General features: G+C 38.7%; 22 protein-coding genes, 1 tRNA gene and 2 pseudogenes. 14 read left to right on the forward strand and 11 right to left on the reverse strand.

What is annotated here, in order from left to right; genetic code table 11:
* Positions 1–63: 63 nt before the first annotated feature.
* The 8 genes from degS to ACPT8Q_RS00265 form a co-directional block, all read right to left on the reverse strand.
* Positions 64–1,083, reverse strand: a complete 1,020-nt coding sequence (gene degS, locus ACPT8Q_RS00230) for an outer membrane-stress sensor serine endopeptidase DegS (protein WP_005690625.1) — start codon at positions 1,081–1,083, stop codon at positions 64–66.
* Positions 1,084–2,202, reverse strand: coding sequence for a bifunctional diaminohydroxyphosphoribosylaminopyrimidine deaminase/5-amino-6-(5-phosphoribosylamino)uracil reductase RibD (gene ribD / locus ACPT8Q_RS00235; RefSeq protein WP_050948678.1), 1,119 nt, complete (start codon positions 2,200–2,202; stop codon positions 1,084–1,086).
* A 2-nt stretch (positions 2,203–2,204) separates the two neighbouring features.
* Positions 2,205–2,654: a transcriptional regulator NrdR gene (gene nrdR / locus ACPT8Q_RS00240; protein ID WP_005627362.1), complete on the reverse strand. Its 450-nt coding sequence runs from the start codon at positions 2,652–2,654 to the stop codon at positions 2,205–2,207.
* Between the two features lie 61 nt (positions 2,655–2,715).
* Positions 2,716–6,087 carry an exodeoxyribonuclease V subunit gamma gene (gene recC, locus ACPT8Q_RS00245; protein WP_050948679.1) on the reverse strand — a complete coding sequence of 1,124 codons (3,372 nt, stop codon included), beginning with the start codon at positions 6,085–6,087 and terminating at the stop codon, positions 2,716–2,718.
* Positions 6,088–6,132: 45 nt separating this feature from the next.
* Positions 6,133–6,420, reverse strand: a complete 288-nt coding sequence (locus ACPT8Q_RS00250; RefSeq protein WP_050948680.1) for a DUF5374 domain-containing protein — start codon at positions 6,418–6,420, stop codon at positions 6,133–6,135.
* Positions 6,413–7,096, reverse strand: a complete 684-nt coding sequence (locus ACPT8Q_RS00255) for a DUF2572 family protein (protein WP_050948681.1) — start codon at positions 7,094–7,096, stop codon at positions 6,413–6,415. Before ACPT8Q_RS00255 ends, ACPT8Q_RS00250 begins: the two co-directional genes overlap by 8 nt.
* The gene (locus ACPT8Q_RS00260) at positions 7,093–7,812 is read right to left on the reverse strand and encodes a PulJ/GspJ family protein (RefSeq protein ID WP_050948682.1); all 720 of its coding nucleotides are present in this window, start codon (positions 7,810–7,812) and stop codon (positions 7,093–7,095) included. The genes ACPT8Q_RS00255 and ACPT8Q_RS00260 overlap by 4 nt, the downstream gene beginning before the upstream one ends.
* Complete coding sequence (locus ACPT8Q_RS00265; protein WP_050948683.1) at positions 7,812–8,324, reverse strand: pilus assembly FimT family protein; 513 nt, start codon at positions 8,322–8,324, stop codon at positions 7,812–7,814. The genes ACPT8Q_RS00260 and ACPT8Q_RS00265 overlap by 1 nt, the downstream gene beginning before the upstream one ends.
* Before the next feature lie 199 nt (positions 8,325–8,523).
* Between ACPT8Q_RS00265 and suhB the strand changes: the two genes are divergently transcribed.
* The 9 genes from suhB (at position 8,524) to ACPT8Q_RS00310 (ending at position 17,936) form a co-directional block, all read left to right on the forward strand.
* A complete protein-coding gene (gene suhB / locus ACPT8Q_RS00270; protein ID WP_050948684.1) occupies positions 8,524–9,327 on the forward strand; it encodes an inositol-1-monophosphatase in 804 nt (267 codons plus the stop codon).
* Between the two features lie 108 nt (positions 9,328–9,435).
* Positions 9,436–11,343 (forward strand): heme lyase NrfEFG subunit NrfE, encoded by a 1,908-nt coding sequence (gene nrfE, locus ACPT8Q_RS00275; protein ID WP_050948685.1) that lies wholly within the window; start codon positions 9,436–9,438, stop codon positions 11,341–11,343.
* Positions 11,343–11,873, forward strand: coding sequence for a DsbE family thiol:disulfide interchange protein (locus ACPT8Q_RS00280; RefSeq protein ID WP_050948686.1), 531 nt, complete (start codon positions 11,343–11,345; stop codon positions 11,871–11,873). The genes nrfE and ACPT8Q_RS00280 overlap by 1 nt, the downstream gene beginning before the upstream one ends.
* Positions 11,870–13,024: a heme lyase NrfEFG subunit NrfF gene (gene nrfF, locus ACPT8Q_RS00285; protein ID WP_050948687.1), complete on the forward strand. Its 1,155-nt coding sequence runs from the start codon at positions 11,870–11,872 to the stop codon at positions 13,022–13,024. Before ACPT8Q_RS00280 ends, nrfF begins: the two co-directional genes overlap by 4 nt.
* Positions 13,021–14,226 carry an NAD(P)/FAD-dependent oxidoreductase gene (locus tag ACPT8Q_RS00290; protein ID WP_050948688.1) on the forward strand — a complete coding sequence of 402 codons (1,206 nt, stop codon included), beginning with the start codon at positions 13,021–13,023 and terminating at the stop codon, positions 14,224–14,226. The genes nrfF and ACPT8Q_RS00290 overlap by 4 nt, the downstream gene beginning before the upstream one ends.
* A 120-nt stretch (positions 14,227–14,346) precedes the next feature.
* Entirely contained in the window at positions 14,347–15,657 is a 1,311-nt protein-coding gene (eno, locus tag ACPT8Q_RS00295; protein WP_050948689.1) for a phosphopyruvate hydratase, read from the forward strand.
* An 83-nt stretch (positions 15,658–15,740) separates the two neighbouring features.
* Positions 15,741–16,160: a DUF2251 domain-containing protein gene (locus ACPT8Q_RS00300; RefSeq protein WP_005636440.1), complete on the forward strand. Its 420-nt coding sequence runs from the start codon at positions 15,741–15,743 to the stop codon at positions 16,158–16,160.
* A 12-nt stretch (positions 16,161–16,172) separates the two neighbouring features.
* On the forward strand, positions 16,173–16,754 hold the full coding sequence (locus ACPT8Q_RS00305) for a hypothetical protein (RefSeq protein ID WP_050948690.1): 582 nt from the start codon (positions 16,173–16,175) through the stop codon (positions 16,752–16,754).
* Positions 16,755–17,936 (forward strand): glutathionylspermidine synthase family protein, encoded by a 1,182-nt coding sequence (locus tag ACPT8Q_RS00310; protein WP_050948691.1) that lies wholly within the window; start codon positions 16,755–16,757, stop codon positions 17,934–17,936.
* A 234-nt stretch (positions 17,937–18,170) separates the two neighbouring features.
* Here the strand turns inward: ACPT8Q_RS00310 and ACPT8Q_RS00315 are convergent, their stop codons facing one another.
* The gene (locus ACPT8Q_RS00315) at positions 18,171–19,697 is read right to left on the reverse strand and encodes a catalase (RefSeq protein ID WP_050948692.1); all 1,527 of its coding nucleotides are present in this window, start codon (positions 19,695–19,697) and stop codon (positions 18,171–18,173) included.
* Positions 19,698–19,963: 266 nt separating this feature from the next.
* On the opposite strand from ACPT8Q_RS00315, the gene glyQ reads away from it, so the two are divergent.
* The 5 genes and pseudogenes from glyQ to ACPT8Q_RS00340 all read left to right on the forward strand — a co-directional run bounded on the left by glyQ (position 19,964) and on the right by ACPT8Q_RS00340 (position 23,798).
* Positions 19,964–20,872 (forward strand): glycine--tRNA ligase subunit alpha, encoded by a 909-nt coding sequence (gene glyQ, locus ACPT8Q_RS00320; RefSeq protein WP_005628151.1) that lies wholly within the window; start codon positions 19,964–19,966, stop codon positions 20,870–20,872.
* 57 nt (positions 20,873–20,929) lie between these two features.
* Positions 20,930–21,196: a hypothetical protein gene (locus tag ACPT8Q_RS00325; protein WP_050948693.1), complete on the forward strand. Its 267-nt coding sequence runs from the start codon at positions 20,930–20,932 to the stop codon at positions 21,194–21,196.
* 23 nt (positions 21,197–21,219) lie between these two features.
* A pseudogene (locus tag ACPT8Q_RS00330) lies at positions 21,220–21,538 on the forward strand (DUF559 domain-containing protein).
* A 31-nt stretch (positions 21,539–21,569) separates the two neighbouring features.
* Positions 21,570–23,636: pseudogene (gene glyS, locus ACPT8Q_RS00335) on the forward strand (glycine--tRNA ligase subunit beta).
* Positions 23,637–23,721: 85 nt separating this feature from the next.
* Positions 23,722–23,798, forward strand: a tRNA-Ile gene (locus ACPT8Q_RS00340).
* A gap of 70 nt (positions 23,799–23,868) precedes the next feature.
* On the opposite strand, the gene holA is transcribed toward ACPT8Q_RS00340, so the two are convergent.
* Positions 23,869–24,903, reverse strand: coding sequence for a DNA polymerase III subunit delta (gene holA / locus ACPT8Q_RS00345; protein WP_038440295.1), 1,035 nt, complete (start codon positions 24,901–24,903; stop codon positions 23,869–23,871).
* The gene (lptE, locus tag ACPT8Q_RS00350; protein ID WP_038440296.1) at positions 24,903–25,406 is read right to left on the reverse strand and encodes an LPS assembly lipoprotein LptE; all 504 of its coding nucleotides are present in this window, start codon (positions 25,404–25,406) and stop codon (positions 24,903–24,905) included. The genes holA and lptE overlap by 1 nt, the downstream gene beginning before the upstream one ends.
* Positions 25,407–25,488 lie beyond the last annotated feature (82 nt).

Genomic DNA, 25,488 nt, shown 5'->3' on the forward strand with positions numbered 1-25,488 from the left:
TTTTCAAATTGAAAAGAAAGTATTAAATATAATGAAAACAGCGGTCAAAATAGACCGCTATTTTTAGTTTACTGGAAATTCTTCAATGACAACAGGAACTTGTAAGATTTTGCCTAACCGTAAAATAGTAACAAGAACTTTTGAATTAGGTTTTGTATTTGCGATAATTTGCATCATTTCTCGGGCTGAAATCCCCTCTTGATTATTTAATTTCAAAATCACATCACCAACTTGAATACCTGATTTCGCTGCGGGGCTGTTCGGGCTTACGTCTGTGATAACTATTCCTTCTTCATTACTTGAACTAATATCACTTTGTACACCAAAATAACCTCGAATCACACGTCCATCACGCATAATTTTACGTAGTACATCATTTGCAATATCTATTGGAATGGCAAAATTTAGTCCTTCTGCGATTTCATTGGCGGTTTTACCAATACTAAGTGTGCTGATTCCTACCAATTCTCCTGCAGAATTAATTAAGGCACCGCCTGAGTTTCCGCGGTTAATTGATGCATCGGTTTGGATGAAGTTTTGTCTGCCAACAGAATCACCTACCGCATTACGACCCATTGCGCTAATGATTCCTTGGGACACGCTTTGTCCTAAATTGTAAGGATTACCGATTGCCAACACTACATCGCCGACTTGAGCTTGACGATTTGAATTTTGTGGAATAGTTGAAAGATTATTTGCACGAATTTTGAGAACAGCGAGATCAGTGAGATTATCTGAACCAACAAGACTGGCCTCAAAAATATTTCCGTTTTGCAACGCTACTACAATTTGATCGGCATTTTGGATAACGTGTTTATTTGTCAAAATATAACCGTCTTTACTCATAATTACGCCAGAACCTAAGTTATTCACTTGTAGTTGCTCATTATCATTAATGCTGGAAGAAAAAGAGCGGTTATAAACATTCACTACTGCTGGAGAGGCAATACGCACGGCATTTTTGAATGATACAATATCATCAGTAGTGAAGATGTTGCTGTTATTCAGTCTTGGAACCGCAAACAAAATCACGCCCGCAGCAGCCAAGCCCCAAAGGGCGGAATGGAAAAGTTTTTTAAGCATTTAGATTCCTTTCGGCGTGTAAGTTAATTTTATATCGTCACCGATTTGTTCTAATTCATTGAGTTGCCATAATGGTGCATCGGCAAGTTTAGTTAAATTCGGTAATTGGCATAGACCACGAGCATTGTCGCCAAGTAATTTGGGTGCAACGTAAATAATCAATTCATCGACTAATTTCGCATCAATTAAACTCCCTGCTAAATTTGCTCCAGCTTCTACCCAAAGGGTATTTATTTGTCGTCTTCCCAATTCTTGCATTAATTCTTCTAGTAAATTTTCTTTTGGAAGAATAATTTGTTCACAGAAATCAGGAAAGCCTGTTAAATCTCGTGGTTCATTAGAAACTAACCAAACGGGAGAATGAGTTAAAAAAAGTTTATGAGTCGGCTGAATGCGATGTTGTGAATCTAAAATGACACGCACAGGCTGGCGAAGATCTTCTTTTTTATATTCTGTTTTAAGATTTTCAGGAAATTCGTCCCAGCGTACATTAAGGCTTGGATCATCAGCAATTATTGTCGCAGAAGTAGATAAAAGTGCGGATGATTTTGCTCGCATTTTTTGTACGTCCGAACGAGCATCAGAGCCTGTAATCCATTTACTTTCTCCACTTTCCATTGCTGTTCGTCCATCTAAACTCATCGCGAGTTTGAGTTGAACAAAAGGCATACCTTGACGCATTCGTTTTAAAAAGCCTTTATTTATTTTTTCCGCTTGATCGTTCAATAAATTCACCGCACTTTCGATGCCTGCATCAGACAACATTTTCAAGCCTTTCCCTGCGACTTGAGGATTTGGATCTTGCATAGCCGCAATGACTTTTACTACGCCAGCCTCAATTAATCCTAATGCACAAGGTGGGGTGCGACCATAATGAGAGCAGGGCTCTAAGGTGACGTAAGCTGTTGTTCCTTTGGCATTTTCGCCAGCTTGAGCTAAAGCAACGCGTTCGGCATGAGGTTGTCCTGCCTTAAAATGAAAGCCTTCCCCCACAATTTCACCATTTTTTACCAATACGCATCCCACCGATGGGTTCGGTGTGGTGGTATATTGTCCTTTGGTGGCTAAATCTAAGGCGCGTTGCATAAATACGTGATCTTGTGAGGAAAATTCGCTCATGGTTAATCCTTTAAGCTCTCAATTTCTTTGGTGAATTGATTAATGTTATCAAAACTCAAATAGACTGATGCAAAACGAATATAAGCCACTTTATCGAGTTTTTTTAACTCATTCATCGCGAGTTTTCCAACCAGTTTACTTGGTACCTCACGTTCACCCGTCGCACGTAATTGAAAAATTATATGGTTAATTGCTTGTTCAACATCATCCGCACTTACAGGGCGTTTTTCTAATGCGTGCTGAATACCACTGCGTAATTTATCTTCATTGAACGGCTCTCGAGTGCCATCAGTTTTAATAATTTTTGGTACGATTAATTCGGCTGTTTCAAAGGTAGTAAAACGCTCATGGCAATGACCGCACTCACGACGGCGGCGAACTTGATAGCCATCCGATACCAAACGGCTATCAATTACCTTGGTTTCTTCTGTAAAACAAAATGGACAGCGCATAGACAATTCTCCGTCAAAAGGGTCGTTATCTTAGCAAAAAATCGGTTCTTTGACGATTGCTTTATGCTTTTCTTGTCTTCTTTTGTGCGAATAATAAGCCAAACCAATCTTTTGTTTGTGTTAATAATTTTGCAATATTTTCAGGTTGTTTAAATCTTGAGGTCTGCGTTAATACGCGTGACCAATATGGATCGGCTTTTGACCCGAAACCATTACTTTCAGTTAATTCCTGAAGTTTTTCAGAAACATTGTCAAAATTTACCGCACTTTTATCATCTACAATAAAATCACTTATATTTCTTATTGTTGGCACCAATTGGATTTCAATTTGACTTTGTAAATAATCTTTTACGTAAGTTTGTAATTGAGAGAGAGCGGCTTCACGCTCAATAGTCGGTAATTCAAGAACCTTATCTTGCGTAATTAATTTTGCTGGTAGCGCATTTTCTTGTGTAACACATTGAATCAAATAATAAATCCAAGGACGGATGCAATAGCGATCTTTGTATTTTGCAAAATGCCACTGAATCACCTGTGAATCATCGCCAAATAAAGCGTCCATATAACCAAATAAGCGGATTTTTTGATTTTCGTTTTGCCAATCTACGGCAATATTAAAATCTATAGAAGCCTGTTTAGGCTCGCCAAGATCTGCTATTTTCTTTTTAAATTCTAGAACATTGTTACGAATATTTTCAGCATAAACCTTTCTAAATTCTGCGCGCGGTAACACGCCTTTTACTTCTGCTTGTCTAAAATAATCAGCAAAATTTTGTTCATCAAGGTAGATTAAGTCATTATTGAGTGAGTAATTATCTAACCCACTTAAAGTGAAGTTTTCACTGTCAGCAATGCGTTCATCTTTATCGCGAAAATAAACACCGAGTTGTTTTTCAAAGAAAAATTTCACTGGGTTTTCCACAAAACTGACTAAAGAATCCAGTTCAATTTCTTCGATTTTTTCTGGGTTTTCTGTCATCGTGACGGCAAATTCCGAATTACTTGCATTTGCGTCAAATTGAGCCATTGGCAACCATTTTGTCGCAAAAGAGCGGGTAAATTTTTCGTTGTTTTTGAAATTATCTGGGCTAAATGCAGTCATTGGATGTTCAATGACAGTAAGGACATTTTCACTTTGACCTTGATTAATATAATCCACGAGTTGGCTTACCAATACAGATGGTTCTTTCGGTTGATTATCGGTAATGGAACGCCCAACATAGCTGATATAGCAATAATTACGTGCTGCCAATAAGGCTTCTAAAAACAAATAGCGATCATCATCACGGCGAACACGGTCGCCTTTTTGATGATATTGCATTAAATCAAAACTGTTTGGTGTTTGTGTTCTAGGGTAATCAGCATCATTCATTCCAAGTAAACAAACTACTTTGAATGGCACTGAACGCATTGGTAATAAGGTGCAGAAGTTTACTTTCCCTGCAAGGAATTTGAGGCTATTTGGCGCATCTTCCAATTTCATTGTGATGACATCGGCAATCACATCTGCTTGTAATTCTTCAGTAAAATGGAGCGTTTTTAGATGCTCAGCTAATTCATTAATTTTCTCTTGAATATAGAAAATCGTGTCGCTAGTGTCTTCATTTTGTATGAAGAAATCTGATAAAAGTGCGGTTAAAATTTCTTGCCATTTTTCGATGGAATGTGCTTTTTGCAGGGTTTCATGCAGCGAGGAAAGTGCGGTGAAAAAGTGCGATAAATTTCCAGCAAGTTCACCTTTTAAGCCATAGCTGCTGTTTAACCCCAAACTATCTTGCCAAATGCCCTGTTCTTCACGCATCGCATAGCCTAAAATCATTCTTTCTAATCCAGCTTGCCAAGAATTGAAATTGATGCCATCTTGATTTTTTTGCAAACCGAAACGAATCCCTGAATCCGCCACCCATTCTCGCACTAATGGTAAATCAGCAAGAGAAATATTAAATCGTTCTCGCATCGCAGGAATATCCAACAACGCTAAGACATCCTCTGCACTAAAATTGCTTTCTTTTAAGCGTAATAAAGTTAAGTAACTTGAGACCAACACATCGCTTTCTGAAAGTTTATTATCTGAAAGTGAAAATGGAATTTGTGGCGCATCTCCATTTTTTTGCCCGAAAACTGCCTGAATATAAGGTGTGTATTGGTTTATATCTGCCACCATCACGACCACATCTTTTGGCGTAAGGCTAGGATCTTGATTGAATAAATCCAGTAAATAATCGTGCAATACTTCCACTTCTCGCATAGCGCTGTGGCAAGAATGTAGGGTTAAAGTGCGGTCATTTTTTGCGATATTTAGCGGTTTATTTTCTAAATGCAGAATTTGAGACTGCAATTGTCCAAGTAAACTGTTCGATTTAATTTCTTGATAAGCATTGACAGGATAAGTTGGAATATGTTCTTCATCTCTCACCAATGTATAGAGAAAATCTCGTCCCATTTTCCCCCAAGCTGCCAGCAATGGATTGCCTACTTGAAGGTTTTCTTTTTGATAAGTGACATCAAACTGAGCGTTTTCTAGTTGAGAAAGTTGATCCTCGGAAAAGAGCGGTTGATTTTCATCTTGTTTATTGAATTGATAACGCTGACGAGAACGCAAATAATCGAGGCGTAAATCACTAATATCCCCCCAATATTCTTGGCAAGGATTATTAAAAAATAAATGAATATCCACTTCAGAGGATATCGCTTGCAAAATATTGAGATAAGCAGTTGGAAGCGCTGGAATACCAAAAATAAATATGCGTGAAGGTAATTTTTTCGGTGCTTTTTTATCGGCAAGCAAGGCTAAGAACTGATTATGCAAAGCCGCTCGATGGGTGGCTTCATTAACATCTGATTTAACATCGACGACCAACGCACGCCATAGCTCCCCTTGCCATTTTGTATTGCCTTGAATTTGCTCAAACAACGTATCGTTTAGGTTAGGTTGTTGCTTTTGTATTTGAGCAGTAATTTGTTCATCTTCGCCTTTTTCCCAAGCAAAAATCCATTCTGGTCGATAAACTAAATATTGGTCAAATAAGTCGGCTATTTTACTGCTAAGTTGATAAAGTTTGTATTGTTCAGAATGTGGCGAAGATGCTAAATAATTGCGTAAAGGCAAAAAATTTTCTTTCTCGAGAAAAGTCGGGATTAAGCGTATTAAACGCCACATCATTGAATCTTTATCAAAAGGGTTTTCCAATGCCGTTGCGGGTAAATTTTGAGCATAAAGCTGCCAAATAAAACTTGCTGGCATAGGAAATTTTAGGTTCGCTGAAATGCCTGTTTCTTTGGCGAGTTCAATTTGTAGCCATTGCGCCATATTAGGGCTTTGCACCAAAATGATATCTTGTTGAAAAGGATCTTCAGGTGGTAAAGATTTGAATAAGGAAGAAAGAATTTCTTTTTGTTTTTCAAGCTGATTGGAATAATAAACAATGAACACAATGGCGACCTTTTGATGATTTAACCTAGAAAAAACAACGCCATTTTACTGAGTTTTTATCAAAATTTCACTCGTAGGATAACGCACAATAATGCGTTCATTTTCACATCGAATACGAAAAGTTAAGCCATTTTGTTGTATCAATCGTTCACAAGCTAACCCTAAAAATTGGCGTTGAGCTTGATTCTCTGCAATTTGTGTTGCCTGAAAATCTTGATAAGTTTTTACCGCACTTTTTCGCTGATCTGCCGTCCATTGATTAAAAACAAGAAATAAAACGCTAAATAAAGCTAAAGAAAATAACAATGTAATAAGCGACATTCCTTTATTCATCCTGAACATTAAAATCACTCCAACTTTTTTCTGCTAACTGCCACTGACTATATTGTTGCACTAAAGCAACCACCGTCTTTTTCCCATAAGCTAAAGTTACGCCATCTAAAGTTAAATTCCCGTTGGTAATCACTGCGCCACTAATCCTCCCTTTGCCAGTCAATTTTAAATCGCCCTCTGCAATTAATACGGCAGACACTGTGCCATTAATTTCAACTTCCGCTTGTGAATCTGAAAACCAATAAAGTTTAGGTGTTTTATTCGCGTTTAAAATTCTGGGTGGGGAAGAAAAGTGCGGTCGAAAATCTGTAAGTTTTTCTGTGTGAATGAAATCTTTCAATGCACCTTGATTATCTCCCTTTTTAGGCGATTTTTTAAATAGGCTCATTCTTTCACACCAAAGAAAATATTGAATTGAATCTGTGGCACCATCAAGCGTAATGCTGATTTGCTTCACACTTTCATCATTATTTAACGGTAAATCAAGGCAGGCAGTTTGTTTTTTCGCCGCTGTCATTTTTTGCAGTTGTAATGTTCTTTCCACATACAGTTTTCGTTGATTTTGTTGCACACGAAAAAAACTTAAATGGCTATCATCTAACAACAAAATTGCGGTTAATAAACCCGAAATAAAAATCAAAATAGTCAGCGTGATAATACCTTTTTGTATTGTCATTGTTTTTGATTCCAGAGCGCAACAACAATGGAGGTTTCATAACTGATGTTTGAGGCTTGTTTTAAATTTCCTTTTAGCTTGATTTCTAATCCTTTTCCTTCGATTAACCAATTAAATTGTAGCTTAGTGATTTCATATTCGTTGTTATCTAATAAATCTGCCCAACCTCCCCCAGCGTTGCAAGCGGTTTGTTGAAAAGCACGTTTACAAGTTTCTGCCGTGCAATTAGTAGGAATAACACTTTGATAAGTCAGTTTGGTTTTTATCATTTTGTTACTCACTTTATAGCCGAATAATTCTTCAGTACTACTTTTAGATGTATTTTTACCTTTTTTCATACAGGTTTTCGGCGAACCTTTACCAATACATCCATTTTTATTTAAATCATAAAAGAACAACACGCAGCTATTAGGTGGCGCATTATCTTCTTGGCTAATAAAAATAGCTGTGCCTTGTTCATCTAATTCAAATAAAGATAAATTGCTTTCCGTCAGTTTTGCATTTAATGCTCGAAATCCTAATCGGCGAAGATCTTTACCTATTAACTGTAATGTTCGTTGTAATTCAGCTTGTAATTTTAAATGCAATAGCATGTGTTGATTTTGTGTTTGTATTTGCACATAAAAATGCGAAATGCTTAGCAGCAATAAAGAAGACAAAGCCAGTGAAATCATCAGTGCTAATAGGGTTTGCCCTTTTAATAATGTTTTCATCATTAATTACAAGCACTATCAAATTGATTGGTTTTTAAACGAATACTACCAACATTGAAAAATAAAAATAACGTACGTTCATTTTCTGCTTGCAAAATAAAGCAACGAGTAACGATAGTATTACGAATGCCATCAAATCTCGTGATTTCTTTTGGATAAATATGATGGCTTTGAATCATCGTTTTATTAGGAAAATAAGGATAGTAAAAATGTGCATAAACCTCTTTCGGGCAATTTATCGGATTTAAACAATCGCAAGTTTGGTTATTTTTTACTTGTGCCGTTAAGCACCATTGTTGTGTCGCAAGGTTCCGATTGATAAGTAAAAACCACACTTCCGATGAATTTTCTGCCCGAGCCTGAATTTGTCGTAGAAATAAATACAGGCGATGTTGCTCTTTGGCTAAAATCGTTTTAGGTGAATCTGTTTGCCATAATGGCACGGCAAAACTCAGTGCAATGCTGATAATGGCTAATCCAATCAATAATTCCACTAATGTCATACCTTTTTGCATAAAACGCTCCAATTTTCTACCGCACTTTAACCATAAATAATGGGTAGAAAAATCACTTGATGTGATTTTTGCGATCTATATCGCAAAGTTTTTCTGAAAACCTATAAAAACCATTGTTTTATGATTTTCAACTGGTTATTTTGGCAAATCTCGCTATAATGGTGCGGAATTTTTCTGTTCTTTAAAATCTGGTGGAAATATGAATCCAATGTTAAATATCGCTATTCGTGCGGCACGAAAAGCGGGCAATGTGATTGCTAAAAATTATGAACGCCGTGATGCGATCGAAAGCACACAAAAAGGTATTAATGATTATGTGACAAACGTTGATAAAGCGGCAGAAGCAGAAATCATTGAAATTATTCGTAAATCTTATCCTGATCACACAATTATTACGGAAGAAACAGGCGCAATTGAAGGCAAAGATAGCGATGTACAATGGATTATTGATCCGCTAGATGGTACTCGTAATTTTATGACAGGGCTTCCCCACTTTTCTGTGTCTATCGCAGTTCGTGTAAAAAATCGCACTGAAGTCGGGGTTGTTTACGATCCAATCCGCAATGAATTATTTACTGCTGTGCGTGGCGAAGGTGCAAAATTAAATGAAGTACGTTTACGTGTAGATAGTAAACGTGAACTTCAAGGTTCAATTTTAGCCACTGGTTTTCCATTCAAACAACCAAAATTAATGCCAACTCAATTTGCAATGATGAATGCCTTAATTGAAGATGCTGCGGATTTCCGTCGCACGGGTTCCGCTGCATTAGATTTATGCTATGTGGCGTCAAACCGTATTGATGGTTATTTTGAAATGGGCTTAAAAGCATGGGATTGCGCAGCTGGCGATTTAATCGTGCGTGAAGCAGGTGGTTTAGTCTGTGATTTTGATGCAGGTAACGGCTACTTACGCAGTGGCAATATCATCGCAGCCCCATCACGCGTAATAAAAGAAATGTTAAATAAAATCCGCCCTTGTTTAGGTGCTGAATTTAATCATTAATTTTTATAAGTACAATAGCACCTATCAAGGTGCTATTTTTAATTTTATTAATGAAACATACTTGATTAGCGACTTTATCTGCGCATCAACGAAAAAAACGACGACATTATGCTTCCAGAACTTGGCTTTTTCCTTCTTTTACTCGCAACAGCTAGCGCATTTTTTCTTACGTTAGTACCTCAATTTGGGTTATTCAAAAAAAATCCGACTTTAATTAATGCCGCTTGGCCACTGAGTTATATTTTTACCCTTGCGACGACGTTATCAATTGGTTTGCTTGCTTATTCTTTTGCGGTGGATGACTTCACCCTTGAATATGTAGCGGCACATTCTAATTCCCAATTACCTACATTTTTTAAAGTGGCTGCCACTTGGGGCGGACATGAAGGTTCAATGTTGTTTTGGTTATTTTCATTGAGTTTATGGCTTGCTGCTTTTGCTTTTTTTAATCGAAAAAATAACCGCACTTTTTCCGCTCAATCTTTATCTTTATTGGGATTGATTTGCTTTGGTTTTTCGGTGTTTATCTTATTTTATTCTAATCCGTTTGGACGCATTTTTCCTGCGCCAGCAGAAGGTCGCGATCTCAATCCAATGTTGCAAGATGTGGGATTAATTTTCCATCCGCCGTTGTTATATGTTGGTTATGTGGGCTTTGCGGTGAATTTTGCGATGAGTTTGAGTGCGTTGATTTATAACCAATCAGCACGACAAATTGCACGCTCAATGCGTGGCTGGGTGTTGTTTTCTTGGTCGTTTTTAACCATTGGCATTGTGCTTGGTGCGTGGTGGGCATATTACGAACTCGGCTGGGGCGGTTGGTGGTTCTGGGATCCCGTAGAAAATGCATCTTTAATGCCTTGGTTGCTTGGTTTGGCGTTATTACATAGTTTAATGGCGACAGAAAAACAAGGTGTATTTAGTTATTGGACAACGCTTTTTTCTCTGCTTGCTTTTGCCTTTAGCGTATTAGGCACGTTTATTGTTCGTTCTGGCGCACTCACTTCTGTGCACGCTTTTGCATTGGATAATACGCGCGGTTATGTATTGTTATTAATTTTCTTTGTTTTGACAGTGTTAGCCTTTGGTTTATTCGCTTTGCGTGCGGGCAGTTCATCAGAAAGTGCGGTGAATTTTCAGTTCGTTTCTAAATCGGGTGGCATTTTATTGCTGAATATTTTGCTGACCATTGCCACTGTGTCTACTTTTTTAGGCACCTTCTACCCAATGTTATTCCAAGCGATGAATTGGGGCTCAATTTCGGTGGGAAGTCCTTATTTTAATAGTATTTTCTTCCCAATCATTACGGTGATTTTAATCTTAATGGTGGTTTCCCTTACCATTCGTTGGGTGCAATTTGATCGCACATTATTGATACGTTGCGTATGGTTGCTTATTCCGTCTTTGATTCTCGCCAGCTTGATGATTTGGCAACAGCTACGCCATAATTCTGCGTTGAATTTTCACGCTTTCGCTTTTGTGTTATTAACTCTTGCGATTTGGCTTTTGTTGGTCACTTTATGGCAAAATTGGCGACAAATTCGTTTGTCTCAATTTGGTATGATTTTAGCCCACTGTGGCGTGGCGATTGTGACTATTGGCGCAATAATGAGCGGTTATTTTGGCAGTGAAATTGGTGTACGTTTAGCACCGCAACAAAGTCAAACGCTGGGACAATATGAATTTCACTATCGCCAATTTTCTAATGAAATCGGACCAAACTTTACGGCAGAAATCGCCTTTTTTGACGTAACTGAAAATGGTAAACCTTATGCAGAAATTATCCCCGAACGCCGTTATTACGATGTTCGTACAATGACAATGAGTGAAGTGGGGCTTAATGGCGGTTTTTGGGGCGATTTATATATTGTGATGGGAGATTCTCTCGGCAAAGGAGAATTTACTTTCCGCTTACATTATAAACCGCTGATTCGTTGGCTTTGGGCTGGCGGTATTTTAATGGCCTTTGGCGCACTTTTTAGCGTCTTCGGATTACGCAGAAAACAGGAAAAATAATGAACAAAAAACTTCTCTTTTTTGCACCGCTCTTTGTGCTTTTAGGCGTGTGTGTATTATTAATTGCTGGGTTAAATCAAGATCCGAAAAAAATTGCGTCGGCTTTAATTGATAAACCTGTTCCAGAGTTTTATCAGGCTAATTTAAATGATCCATCACAAATCGTAAGCCCGAAAGATTTTCCTAAACAGCCATTTTTATTAAATGTGTGGGGCAGTTGGTGTGGTTATTGTAAAGAAGAACATCCGTTGTTAATTGAGATTGCAAAAACGTTGCCTATTGTGGGCGTAGATTATCGCGACAATCCGCAAAATGGCATTGAAATGCTTAAGCGAATGGGCAATCCGTTCGTCTTAACCATTAATGATAGTCAGGGAGAACTTGCCCTCAAATTAGGCGTGGATGGCGCACCAGAAACTTATCTTTTGGATGAAAATGGTGTGATTCGTTATCGCCATTCTGGTTTATTGGATAAAGAAACTTGGCAAACGGTATTTTTGCCAAAAATTGAAGCAATGAAGAACAAATGAAAAGCATATTAGATATTTTTACTCGCGGTTTTATTCAGGTTCAAAAAACAGTCTTTTTTGCAACCGCACTTTTATTCGCATTTTCCTTATTCGCCCGAGCGGAAATGGTGGATACCTATCAATTCCAAAATCAAGATGATCGTACTCGCGCCGTAGAGTTGGCAAAATCTTTACGCTGCCCACAATGTCAAAACCAAAATTTGGTGGAATCTAATTCACCTATTGCGTATGACTTGCGTCTTGAAGTGTACAAAATGGTGGATGAGGGCAAAAGTAATCAGCAAATTATCGATCAAATGACCGCTAGATTTGGTGATTTTGTGAACTATAAACCACCGTTCAAATGGAATACGGCGTTGTTATGGCTATTACCAGTCGCTCTTTTAATTTTAGCTGCTGCACTGCTTTATTTCTCAAATAGAAAAAAACAGTTTTCAGAAAAAGTGGTTACACAACAACTAGAGAATGATGAAATAATTTCCCTCCCCTCAGCCTTTGGCAGCTCCCCCCGCAAGCAAGAGGAGCCAAGTAAACTTTCTAGGGGAAAAGTGAATAGTAAAATTTATTTTGTGCTTTTTACTTTACTCATCGCTATTCCAACCGCTTATTATTTTTCCCTTGATCGTTTTAGTCGTGTTCAACAAGGCGAGCAATCGATGATTGAGCAACATAATCAAAATGTTGAAATGAATGATGAACACAAAAATGAAAATGTGATTGAGAAGATCCAAAATAAACTGCGTACTGATCCGAATAATGCGGAAACTTGGCTTCAACTTGGGGAAGCCTATGTGCAGAATAATGAATTTGACAGTGCGCTTGTGGCTTATTCTAATGCGGAAAAATTGTCGGGAAGTAAACCTAATATTTTAGGCTTGGCTGCCACCGCACTTTATTATCAAGCAGGTCAGCAAATGACCCCAAAAATCGAGCAACTTTTGAATGAAGCTTTGGCAAAAGATAAAAATGAAGTGTCAAGTCTTTCTTTGTTGGCGACGATTGCCTTAGAAAATCGTCAATATCCACAAGCCAGTGGGTATTTACAGCAATTATTAGATTCTGGTAATGCGGCAGTGGATCGTCGTTCTGTTATTCAACGAATGAAGATGTTGGATTTTTTACAACGTGGTGAAAAAGGGCAAAATCCGTGAGCCAATATTCTGAAAATATTATTATTGGTGCAGGTGCCGCAGGATTATTTTGCGCTGCACAGTTGGCTAAGTTAGGCAAGTCAGTGACAGTTTTCGACAACGGTAAAAAAATCGGACGTAAGATTTTGATGTCGGGCGGTGGGTTTTGCAATTTCACCAATTTAGAGGTTACGCCAGCTCATTACCTTTCACAAAATCCTCATTTCGTTAAATCTGCCCTTGCCCGCTATACCAATTGGGATTTTATTTCTCTTGTGGCGGAGCAAGGGATTACTTATCACGAAAAGGAATTGGGGCAATTATTTTGTGATGATGGCGCAGAACAAATCGTTGAAATGTTGAAATCTGAATGCGATAAATATGGCGCTAAGATTTTATTGCGTAGCGAAGTTTCTCAAGTTGAACTCATTCAAAATGATGAAAAAGTGCGGTTTGTTTTACAGGTAAATTCAACCAAATGGCAATGTAAAAATTTGATTGTTGCGACAGGTGGGCTTTCTATGCCAGGGCTTGGTGCAACGCCATTTGGCTATCAAATTGCAGAACAATTTGGCATTCCAGTTATTCCTCCGCGCGCGAGTTTAGTGCCTTTTACTTATCAAGAAACAGATAAATTTTTAACCGCACTTTCAGGCATTAGCTTGCCAGTCACGATCACAGCCCAGTGCGGAAAATCTTTTCACAACCAGCTTTTGTTTACCCATCGTGGAATTTCAGGCCCTGCGGTGTTGCAAATTTCCAATTATTGGCAGCCTACTGAGTCAGTGGAAATTGATTTATTACCTAACCACAATGTGGAAGAGGAAATTAATCAAGCAAAACAATCTTCGCCAAAACAAATGTTGAAAACTATCTTGGTTCGATTACTTCCGAAAAAATTGGTTGAACTTTGGCTTGAGCAAGGTCTTATGCAAGATAAAGTTATCGCTAACATCAGCAAAGTGTGGGTAAAAAATCTGGTGGATTTTATTCATCACTGGGAATTTACTCCAAATGGCACAGAAGGCTATCGTACGGCTGAAGTCACTATGGGCGGTGTGGACACCAAAATGATTTCTTCTAAAACGATGGAAAGTAACCTTGTACAAGGTTTGTATTTTATTGGCGAAGTGCTAGATATAACAGGCTGGCTAGGCGGTTACAACTTTCAATGGGCGTGGAGTTCAGCTTATGCTTGTGCAACGAATATCTCAAGACAATAAATAGATAAAGATCAAAGCATACGCATTTTTTACAAGACAAAATCTCAAAATAGCTTTATCATATCGCCTGTTTTAGGCTCGCCTAACCCGTTTTAATTAACTTAATTGAGGAAAATAAAAATGGTAAAAATCGTTAAAGTGATTGGTCGCGAAATCATCGACTCACGCGGTAACCCAACTGTTGAAGCTGAAGTTCATCTTGAAGGTGGTTTTGTTGGTTTAGCTGCGGCTCCATCAGGTGCATCTACCGGTTCTCGTGAAGCATTAGAATTACGTGACGGCGACAAATCTCGTTTCTTAGGTAAAGGTGTATTAAAAGCTGTAGCTGCAGTGAACAACGAAATTGCACAAGCTATCGTTGGTAAAGATGCAACAAACCAAGCTGAAATCGACCAAATCATGATCGATTTAGACGGAACCGAAAACAAATCTAACTTTGGTGCAAATGCAATCTTAGCGGTATCTTTAGCAAACGCAAAAGCAGCGGCAGCATCTAAAGGTTTACCACTTTACGCTTACATTGCAGAATTAAATGGCACTGCTGGTGTTTATTCTATGCCATTACCAATGATGAACATCATCAACGGTGGCGAACACGCAGATAACAATGTCGATATTCAAGAATTTATGATTCAACCAGTGGGTGCGAAAACGTTACGTGAAGCACTTCGTATCGGTGCTGAAGTATTCCACAATCTTGCAAAAGTATTAAAATCTAAAGGTATGAGTACGGCAGTTGGCGATGAAGGTGGTTTCGCACCAAACTTAGCCTCTAACGCAGACGCTTTAGCATGTATCAAAGAAGCAGTTGAAAAAGCAGGTTACGTATTAGGTAAAGATGTAACCTTAGCGATGGACTGCGCATCTTCTGAGTTCTACAACAAAGAAACTGGCAAATACGAAATGAAAGGCGAAGGTCGTTCATTCACTTCTCAAGAGTTCACACACTATCTTGAAGAATTAACCAAACAATACCCAATCGTGTCTATCGAAGATGGTCAAGATGAATCTGACTGGGAAGGTTTTGCATACCAAACTAAAGTGTTAGGCGACCGCGTTCAATTAGTGGGCGACGACTTATTCGTAACTAACACCAAAATCTTAAAAGAGGGTATCGAAAAAGGTATCGCAAACTCTATCTTAATCAAATTCAACCAAATTGGTTCTTTAACTGAAACTTTAGCGGCAATCAAAATGGCTAAAGATGCAGGTTACACCGCTGTAATCTCTCACCGTTCAGGTGAAACCGAAGATGCGACTATCGCTGATTTAGCGGTTGGTACAGCAGCAGGTCAAATCAAAACGGGTTCTATGAGCCGTTCTGACCGTATTGCGAAATACAACCAATTAATCCGTATCGAAGAAGCATTAGAACGCGCTGGTACTCCAGCTGCATTCCCAGGCTTAAAAGCGGTTAAAGGTCAAGCGTAATTCACGCTGAATTTACTGTAAAATCTCACCGCACTTTGTATAAAAGTGCGGTGTTTTTATATCTAATATTTAAAGGAAAGGGAATGTTACATTTAACTTTAGAGGACGAACTCTTTTTAGGAACGCCAAAGCAAGTAGGAACGCATTCTACGGTATTTGAGCATTTTGCCGTAATGTTTGAAGATGACGGTGAAACAGGCTATTTTTATGCACTTGATATGCGTCAAAATGCTCAACCGATAGTTGATATGTTACACGTGTATAATGTTGATTCAACCTCTAATCATCATGAGGCACGCAAACTTGAAATTTGTTGGGATGAAAGTGGTTATTTAGCCTTGTTGCTTATTAATGGCTATCCTCATGCCGTATTTGATTTTGCTCGTTTAGTCGGCTATAACAGCAATAAATATCCACAACCAGATCTAATGAGCATGTGGACTCGTGAAGAAATTACCAATAAACAGGCCGAGCAATGGCTAGGCGTGAAAACCATTCGATAAAAATTGAGAACAATGAAAAAGAAAAATCAGATTTTAGTGAGTTTATCTATTGTGGCCTTATTAGGAGGCTGTTCAGAAGAACAAGTACAACGTGATGTGTATCAGTCTTTAGACGATTGTTTAGCGGATTGGAAAAAAATTGAGCTTTGTGAGGCAGATAAAAATACCGAGAGTACTCAGAAAACTGAAACCACACCACAGCAGGGGCTTGGTTTAAATATTCGTGATAACGGTAATGCAGAAAGTGCAGTAAAAAATCCAGCTGAAAATAATGCACAAGCTAATCAAAGTGAGAACAATGCTGAATCGACTGCAAAAGCTGAAAGTACCGATCCTTCTTTAGGGGCCGCAATTGCTGGTGGCGTTATGGGGTATCTGGCAGCTCGTGCAATTAGTAGTTTCCTTGGCCCAAGCTATCATCCTGGAAATCGAGCTGTCACCACACCAACAGGGCAAGTTGTGCAACCTCAAACGAATCGTTCTGTTGGAAAACCAATGCTCGTGAAAGGAAATGCAGGAAGCATGAATAGCAAACCTGTATCTCGTGGTGGTTTTAGTAGCCCAAATAATACTCATCGTAGCAGTGGGGGCTAAATGAAACGTGTAACCGGGTTTTCTACTCGACCAGATATGGTGCAACAGCTACTTAATGTTGGATTTGATTACTATAATTTGCCTTCTAGTGATGGCTCTCATTATTGGTCTGATAATGTTGCCTATGAATTTACTTTAGCGGAAATTGATCGCATTGAGGATACAACTAATGAATTACATTTAATGTGTTTAGATTTTGCGGCGGATGAAATTAAAAAAGGCGATTATGAAAATTATCGTTTTACGGAGTTGCAAAAACAGCTTATTGAAAGCTCTTGGCGTAATCAAGATCCTTATTTATATGGACGCTTTGATTTTGGCTATGATGGCGACAACCTAAAAATGTTTGAATATAATGCCGATACGCCAACATCTTTGTTGGAGGCTGCGGTTGTTCAATGGCAGTGGTTGGAACAAATTGAGGGCTTGAAACATCGTGATCAATTTAACTGGATTCATGAAGAATTAATTAAACATTTCCAATTTTTGAAACAACAAAGTGGTAAAACAGATTTCCATTTGAGTGCTATGCACGATGCTGGCCGTGAAGATTGGGGCAATGTGGATTATTTAGCTGATGTGGCTTATAACGCAGGTTGGAATATTCATCAATTAGCGGTGGAAGATATTGGCTATAACAGCGAAACAGAAAAATTTGTAGATTTAAATGATCAGCCTATTGAAATGTTATTTAAATTGTATCCTCTGGAGTGGCTAAGCCACGCTGAATTTGCTCGCCATATTACAACCTCTGAAACACGATTTATTGAGCCTGCGTGGAAAATGTTGTTAAGTAATAAAGCACTATTGGCAAAACTTTGGGCGCGTTATCCTAACCATCCAAATTTATTGCCTGCTTATTTTACGCCTTTCGAATTACCAAAAGATTTATCGATGTGGGTGAAAAAACCATTGTTAGGTCGAGAAGGTGCCAATGTCTTCTATTATGAGAAAAACAATGGCGTAGAATTTGCAGCGAAAGGAAGCGAACACTCTACGTTTTATGCTAATTCAGGTTATGTTTATCAACAAAAATTTGAATTGCCAAGTTTTGATGGAATGTATCCCATTATCGGCTCTTGGGTTGTGGGTGATGTGGCTTGCGGTATGGGATTACGCGAAGATTTTACTGCAGTGACGGGGAATGATAGTCATTTTATACCTCATTATTTTGTACCTTGATATATATTTATCATTATTACTCAAATGCAATATTTATCATAAGAATGGAAGCTATTATAGGTTATTTTTCACATTCAAATTTTTAACCGATTACAAAATCGTTCACGTATTATGTAATTAATTAGTAATATTTCATTAAAAAAAATCTGCATCCAAATTGATTAAACCTTAGTCTAACTTTTGGGTGCAGATTAATTACTACTATTATTTATTTAAAGTAATTAACTCGAAAGATTATAACAATCCGCCTTGACCTAATGCAGGGTCAGTATCACGAGCTTTTAATGCATCTTCAACGGTTAAACCTAATGCTTTCGCAACGCCTTCACCGTATGCGGCATCACACCAGTGACAGTTACGAATGTGGCGATATTTGATGAAATCAGGTGCATCGCCCATTGCAGCTGCTGTGTTATTAAACAACGCTTGTTTTTGCTCTGCATTCATTAAGTTAAATAATGCACGTGGTTGGCTGAAGTAATCGTTATCATCGTTACGATAATCCCAGTGTGCTGCATCTCCGTTGATACGAAGTGGTGGCTCAGCAAAGTCTGGTTGTTGTTGCCATTGGCTGAAGCTGTTTGGCTCGTAGTGTGGCAAGCTACCGTAGTTACCATCTACACGACCTTGACCATCACGTTGGTTGCTATGAACTGGGCAACGTGGACGATTTACTGGAATTTGACGGTAGTTCACACCTAAACGGTAACGTTGTGCATCCGCATAGTTAAATAAACGAGCTTGTAACATTCTGTCAGGGCTTGCGCCGATACCTGGAACCAAGTTACTTGGTGCAAATGCAGATTGTTCTACATCAGCGAAGAAGTTTTCTGGGTTACGGTTTAATTCAAACTCACCTACTTCAATTAATGGATAGTCTTTTTTTGACCATACTTTGGTTAAGTCAAATGGATGATAAGATACTTTTTCTGCATCAGCTTCTGGCATAACTTGTACAAATAATGTCCATTTAGGAAAATCACCACGTTCAATCGCTTCATATAAATCACGTTGATGGCTTTCACGGTCATTTGCAATAATTTCTGCTGCTTCAGCATCTGTTAAATTTTTAATGCCTTGCTGAGTACGGAAGTGGAATTTTACCCAAAAACGTTCTCCCGCTTCGTTCCAGAAACTATAAGTGTGAGAACCAAAACCGTGCATATGACGATAACTTGCTGGAATACCACGATCACTCATTACAACGGTTACTTGGTGTAATGCTTCTGGTAATAATGTCCAGAAATCCCAGTTATTTGTTGCTGAACGCATATTAGTACGCGGATCGCGTTTTACTGCTTTGTTTAAATCTGGGAATTTACGTGGATCACGTAAGAAGAATACTGGCGTATTGTTACCTACTAAATCCCAGTTACCTTCTTCAGTATAGAATTTTAATGCAAAACCACGAATATCACGCTCAGCATCTGCTGCACCACGTTCGCCTGCCACGGTAGTAAAACGTGCAAACATTTCAGTTTTTTTACCTACTTCACTGAAAATTTTTGCACGAGTATATTTAGTAATATCGTGTGTCACAGTAAAAGTACCAAATGCACCAGAACCTTTTGCGTGCATACGACGCTCTGGGATTACTTCGCGTACGAAATCAGCTAATTTTTCGTTAAGCCATAAATCTTGTGCAAGTAATGGACCACGCGGACCAGCTGTTAAGCTGTTTTGGTTATCAGCAACGGGTGCACCGTTACCCATTGTTAAGTTTGTCGCAGCTAAGTGCGAGAAAGGACATTGAGAACTCATTGTAGACTCCTTGTAAAGTTAATAAATTTAGTTAGGTTGAAATGAATTTCTTGCGTATCATATAGAAAGGTTTAAACAATTGAAATCTATTAAATCAATCAAAAAAAACTATACTAAAAATAAGGTTTAAAATCTACCTAAGTATTCAAAATTGCTTACTAGATATATTTTATAAACCCTGATTTTCAACTGCATTTTTTCGTCTTTATCCGTTTTACGGATTCAAGTATAATGCCAATATTTTTAATCACATTAGATCAACGATTATGAGCACAAAATTTAACGTAAAAACATTCCAAGGTATGATTTTAGCCCTGCAAGAATATTGGGCAAACCAAGGCTGCACCATTGTACAACCTTTTGATATGGAAGTGGGTGCAGGTACCTCTCACCCAATGACCGCATTACGAGCCTTAGGCCCTGAGCCGATGGCATTTGCTTATGTGCAACCTTCACGCCGCCCGACAGACGGTCGCTATGGCGAAAACCCAAACCGTTTACAACACTACTACCAATTCCAAGTAGTGATCAAACCTTCTCCAGATAACATTCAAGAACTTTATTTAGGTTCACTTGAAATGCTTGGTTTCGATCCGACCAAAAACGATATTCGTTTTGTGGAAGATAACTGGGAAAACCCAACATTAGGTGCTTGGGGCTTAGGCTGGGAAGTATGGTTAAACGGTATGGAAGTAACCCAGTTTACCTATTTCCAACAAGTGGGCGGTTTAGAATGTAAACCTGTCACGGGCGAAGTGACTTACGGTTTAGAGCGTTTAGCCATGTACATTCAAGGCGTAGATTCTGTATATGACTTAGTTTGGTCTGACGGCCCATTAGGCAAAACCACTTATGGCGATGTTTTCCATCAAAACGAAGTTGAGCAATCAACCTATAACTTTGAACACGCAAACACCGATTTCTTATTCTACTGCTTCGATCAATACGAAAAAGAAGCACAAGAGTTATTAGCCCTAGAAAAACCGTTACCATTGCCAGCTTACGAGCGTATTTTGAAAGCGGCACACAGCTTCAACTTGTTAGATGCACGTAAAGCAATTTCGGTAACCGAACGCCAACGCTATATTTTACGCATTCGTGCCTTAACCAAAGGTGTGGCGGAAGCCTATTATGCAAGCCGTGAAGCCTTGGGTTTCCCTGGTTGTAAAAAATAAGGCTTAAACAAATTCACAAAAGTGCGGTGAAATTTGACCGCACTTTAGGAGAGCAAAATGAACAAACCCATTCTTTTTTATGCAGAAACATGCCCAGATACCGCACCATTTATCGCGGAGTTGGATCGCTTAGGTGTGGATTACGATGAAGTAGAAATTATGACTTCATTACCTAACCTCAAACAATTCATTCGTTTACGCGATAGTAATGCAGAATTTGATAACTCGAAAGCAAATGGCTATTTAGGCATTCCTGCGTTGTTATTACCAAATGGCGATGTTGTTTTAGATCCATCAAAGTTAAACACGATTTTTGAGTTCTAGGAAAAAATAGAATAGCGGTTTTCATGCAACCCTATGAAAAATACTTAAAGCTGAATTCGCAGAAATTGCGAGTGGATCAAACGGATGCGGAAAGAAAATTATGGCAACGTATCAATCGAGATCAATTATTAGGATTTCGATTTAATCGACAAAAGCCACTTTTAAGTTATATCTTTGATTTTTATTGTGCGAAAACAAAGCTGGTTATCGAATGCTAGCCGGCACTATGAACCTGATTATCAGAAAAAAGACGCGTTACGAAATGCAGAATTAAATTCACTGAGTTTTACAGTAATGCGATTGAGAAAGAATGAAGTGATAACGAAGAAAATAAGAATTTAAATCTACAGAATTTTTAAATAAGAGAAACAAAATGACAACCCAAAACTTCCTAGTAGAAATCGGCACGGAAGAGCTGCCACCAAAAGCTCTCAAAACATTAGCGACCTCTTTTGCGGATAACGTTGAAGCGGAATTAAATCAAGCAGGTTTAACCTTCGACAAAATCGAATGGTTTGCAGCGCCGCGTCGTTTGGCAGTGAAAGCGTTGAACTTAGCCATACAACAGCCAAGCAAAGAAATCGAAAAACGCGGGCCTGCCGTGTCAGCCGCTTTTGACGCGGAAGGTAAGCCAACCAAAGCGGCTGAAGGTTGGGCGCGTGGCTGTGGTATCACCGTTGAGCAAGCAGAACGCATTGCCACTGATAAAGGCGAATGGCTTGTTCATCGTGCGAAAATTGAAGGTCAACCGACCAAAAACTTGCTTAATGACATTGTGGCAAATGCGTTGGCTAAATTGCCAATTCCAAAACCAATGCGTTGGGCAGATAAAACCGTGCAATTTATTCGCCCAGTTCACACTGTGACCATGCTTTTGGGCGATGAGTTAATCGAAGGTGAAATTTTAGGTGTGGCAAGTGCGCGCACTATTCGCGGCCACCGTTTCTTAGGCGAGAAAGAATTTGAAATTCAACATGCAGATCAATATCCGCAATTATTGCGTGAAAAAGGTTCTGTAGTGGCTAATTTCAACGAGCGTAAAGCAGAAATTTTGGCAAAATCTCAAGCAAAAGCGACCGCACTTGGTGGCGTGGCTGACATTGAAGAAAGCTTGCTTGAAGAAGTGACTTCGTTGGTGGAATACCCAAATGTGTTAGCGGCAAAATTTGAAGAACGTTTCTTAGCAGTGCCTGCGGAAGCCTTGGTTTACACCATGAAAGGCGACCAAAAATACTTCCCAATTTATGACAAAGACGGCAAATTATTACCGCACTTTATTTTTGTCTCGAACATCAACCCAGAAGATCCAACCGCGATTATTGAAGGGAACGAAAAAGTGGTTCGTCCACGTTTAACTGATGCGGAATTCTTCTTCAAAACGGACTTAAAACAAAAACTGGTTGATCGTTTACCGCGTTTAGAAACCGTATTGTTCCAACAAAAACTGGGTACATTGAAAGACAAAACAGATCGTATTGAGCAGCTAGCAGGCGAAATTGCAAAACAAATCGGGGCAGACGAAGCGAAAGCAAAACGTGCAGGTTTACTGTCAAAATGTGACTTAATGACCAACATGGTATTCTAATTCACTGATACACAAGGTGTAATGGGTATGCACTATGCACGTCACGATGGCGAAGATGAAGAAGTCGCAGTGGCATTAAACGAACAATATATGCCACGTTTTGCCGGCGATGAATTACCTAAATCTTTGGTGGCAAGTGCGGTCGCCTTAGCGGATAAATTTGACACCTTAACTGGTATTTTCGGCATCGGCCAAGCACCAAAAGGAAGTGCAGACCCATTTGCATTGCGTCGTGCGGCATTAGGTACGTTACGTATTATTGTAGAGAAAAATTTACCACTGGATTTAGAAGATTTAGTGAAAAAATCAGCCGCACTTTTTGGCGATAAACTCACGAATCAAAATGTGGTTACTGATGTCGTGGACTTTATGCTCGGGCGTTTCCGTGCGTGGTATCAAGATGAAGGCATTGCAGTGGATGTGATTCAAGCGGTATTAGCACGTCGTCCAACTCGTCCAGCAGACTTTGATGCGCGAGTGCGTGCGGTTTCACACTTCCGCACGTTAGATTCAGCGGAAGCGTTAGCGGCAGCAAACAAACGTGTCAGCAACATCTTAGCGAAAGCGGATGCTGCAATTGGTGAGATCAATTTGACCGCTTGCGTAGAGCCAGCAGAAAAAGCCCTTGCTGAAGCAGTGCTTGCATTACGCACTGAAGTACAACCGCTTATCGCACAAGGCGATTACACTGCTGTGTTGGATAAACTTGCCAACCTCCGCACGCCTGTGGATAACTTCTTCGACAACGTGATGGTAAATGCTGAAGATCCAGCGTTACGCCAAAACCGCTTAGCGATTTTAAACACGTTGCAAGGCTTGTTCTTACAAGTAGCTGATATTTCAGTGCTTCAATAATGTAAAAAGGGATGGTTGATTTTTCGTCAATCATCCCTTCTTTTATAGACTTCAAGTGATTATTTCTCTATAATTACCGCACTTCCCCCCCTTAGCTCAGTCGGTTAGAGCAGGCGACTCATAATCGCTTGGTCACTGGTTCAAGTCCGGTAGGGGGGACCATTTTCCAGCAAAAAATCTCTTTTTTATCAAAAATCTTATTTCAATATTGTCTATTTTATTTGCCTTGTGACTACAAACAAATTTTCACAGATAAATCAGCGAGTTTAATCCACACTTCATCGCTAAATTCTTGTTTAGCAAGGCGTTCAATATTGGCGAGTTCTTGGATAATTTCGTAGAGCTTTTGGTAGGTTAAACGTTGAATTGCACTTAAAAAGAGCGGTCGGCGATTTTGCCAGATTTTTAGACGATCAAATTCAGCCTTAATTTGTTGAGTTGGAAGTTTTTCCGTTGTCATAATACGTTGCTGTGGTTTTGTGAGTTCAAGCAACGTAAATAATTCTCGCTGTAGTGTGCGTAATAAAATAACAGGTTGCACATCTTCAGCTTGTAAACCTTTTAAAATACGTTTAGCACGATTTGCTTTTCCCACTAGCAAAGCATCAATCCATTGAAATGGTGTAAAAATTGAGGATTGTTCCACCGCGCTAATGACACGATTGTAGTTAAGTTTATGATCAGGATAGAGCAAATCTAAAAGCTGCAGAGCTTGTTTAAGAGCGAACAGGTTATTTTCATAACTATAACAAAGTTGTTGAATTGCTTCATTATCGGCATCTAATCCCATTGCTTTAGTACGATTTTTTACCCAACGTGGCAAGTTTTCTACCGTCGGTGTTTGACAATTTATCAGTATTACATTTGGTTCATATTGATTAAGTGCAATAAACCACGCTTGCTTTTCAATCGCTTTAGTCAATTTTGCTACCTGTAAAATAAGCAAGACATCTTTATTCAATACGGATATAAGTTCTTGCAGGTTTTTCTGCAAAAGTGCGGTGAAATTTTCAGGTAAATTCAAGCTTAGTATTTGTTTACTAAAAAATAACCCCATAGATTGACAAGATTCTATAAGTTGCACCCAATCAGTTTGGCTATCAACCTGAATGCTATTTTTTTCATCAAAACCTTGCTGGTTTGCCACTTGACAAATAGTATCCTCAGTTTCACTAAGTAATAAAGGATCTTGCCCATGCGAAAGATAAACTCTAGCTAAACCTTGAGCAAGATTATAATTTAGTTGCTCTGGAAAAATACGGTTCATTATTTGCTTTTTATTTGATTTTGTAACGCAATTATTTTTACGATTAATTGACGCGCTACTTGCTCGCGCATATCATTCCAAATTACCTCACGTTCTTCTGATTTGGCTAATGCTGCACGTGCATTATCAAAGAAAGTACGGTTTACTTTCGCATTGATTGGATAGCTTTCGCCATTAGCAAGGCGAAAAGTGGCTTCAACTTCCAATATTAAAAGTTTTTCTGCTTCACGTCCGTGCTTAAAAATAGATGCGACTTGATCTGAAGTAATCTGTTTATTAATACGTAAAATGGGAATATTTTGTTTTACATTAACAATATTAACCTGATTTTCCTGTAACTTGCGACGCATAATAACAGTGAAATCATTATAAGGGTCATCACTTTCAAGGGCTAATGTTCGCCATTCATTTGGCATAGTAACCGACTGTTGAAAATGCCAACCGCAAGCAGAAAGAATTGCTAGTGTTGCGATAAGCAGTAAAGTCTTGATTGATTTGATCATAAAAACTACCTTTAATTGTAGGACGTGTAAAATGTAAATATTTCACGTACGTATAAAAAATGGTGCGTGAATTTTGAATTCA

The organism is Haemophilus sp. HN_Hi10 (assembly GCF_049821985.1).
Lineage (GTDB): Bacteria > Pseudomonadota > Gammaproteobacteria > Enterobacterales > Pasteurellaceae > Haemophilus > Haemophilus influenzae_D.